The 1,044-nt window shown below is 65.2% G+C and carries 2 protein-coding genes; one reads left to right on the top strand and one right to left on the bottom strand.

Annotation, left to right across the window (positions count from 1 at the left end; translation table 11 throughout):
* Positions 1–805 (bottom strand): polyprenyl synthetase family protein (locus tag MJD61_16585; GenBank protein MCG8556879.1); only part of this gene is annotated, 805 nt, incomplete at its 3' end.
* 57 nt (positions 806–862) lie between these two features.
* Here MJD61_16585 and MJD61_16580 point away from each other — a divergent pair.
* A partial coding sequence (locus MJD61_16580; protein ID MCG8556878.1) for a hypothetical protein occupies positions 863–1,044 on the top strand: 182 nt, incomplete at its 3' end.

The following is a 1,044-nucleotide window of genomic DNA, read 5'->3' as shown; positions in this document are numbered from 1 at the left end:
GCGCCTCGTCGAGGCCGAACAGCGACGGCCAGGTTGCCTTTGCCCGGCGCTCGTCCGAGCCGGCCTGCTTGCCGATGACGTGCGTTTCGCCGGCGACATCCAGGATATCGTCCCGAATCTGGAACGCGAGACCGATGTCGCGGGCGAATCGATCGAGTGCGGCGATGCGCTCGCCGGACAGCCCGCCGCAGAGCCGGGCTGCGGACATGACGCAGGCATGGATGAGTGCGCCGGTTTTGAGCTGATGCATCTCGGCCAGCGCTTCGGCGGTCAGTTCACGGCCCTCGGAGGCGAGGTCGATCGACTGTCCGCCGGTCATCCCGAGCGAACCGCAGGCATCGGACACGATCGTGATGACGGCGGCTTTTTCCTCGTCAGTCAGCGACTTTGCGGTGGCGATCACGTTGAAGGCAAGCGGCTGCAGCGCGTCGGCGGCGAGGATCGCCGTCGCTTCGTCGAACTGGCGATGCACCGTCGGACGGCCGCGCCGCAGATCGTCGTCGTCCATTGCGGGCAGGTCGTCGTGCACCAGTGAGAAGGCGTGGATGAGCTCGATCGCTGCGGCCGGGATGTCGAGCTTGTCAGTGTCGATATGGAGACATTCCCCGGTGGCATAGACCAGCAACGGCCGAATGCGTTTACCGCCTGAAAGCACCGCGTAGCGCATCGCCTCGTGCAATCTTTGCGGTGTCGTATCCGAGGACGGCAATGCGCGCTCGAGGCAGGCGCCGATGCGACCTGCATAGGCTCTGGTCTTGTCCTCGAAATGGCGGTCGATCGCTGTCTGGTCGTGTGCCTGTGACATGCGGATAGCGTACACGGATTCGCGGGCGCTTGCGTCCGGAGCGGTTCGCGCCGAACCATGACAGCCACCGGGCGGGCCCCTATACTTGCCGGGTGTCGACAGCCGCGTGACGCGGTGCAATCCCAGATCGGCTGGCATGGCTACGACCCGTCGAGCTCGCTGAAAGTCATCGGCGCCGGAGAAGGGGAATCGGCCATTTCCGTCGAGCGTTTCGAAGAGCTGCTGTCGGCGGAGGGTTC

The sequence above is a fragment of the Pseudomonadota bacterium genome (genome assembly GCA_022361155.1).
Taxonomy (GTDB): domain Bacteria; phylum Myxococcota_A; class Polyangia; order Polyangiales; family JAKSBK01; genus JAKSBK01.
This window is presented reverse-complemented; position numbering and strand designations above follow the sequence as displayed.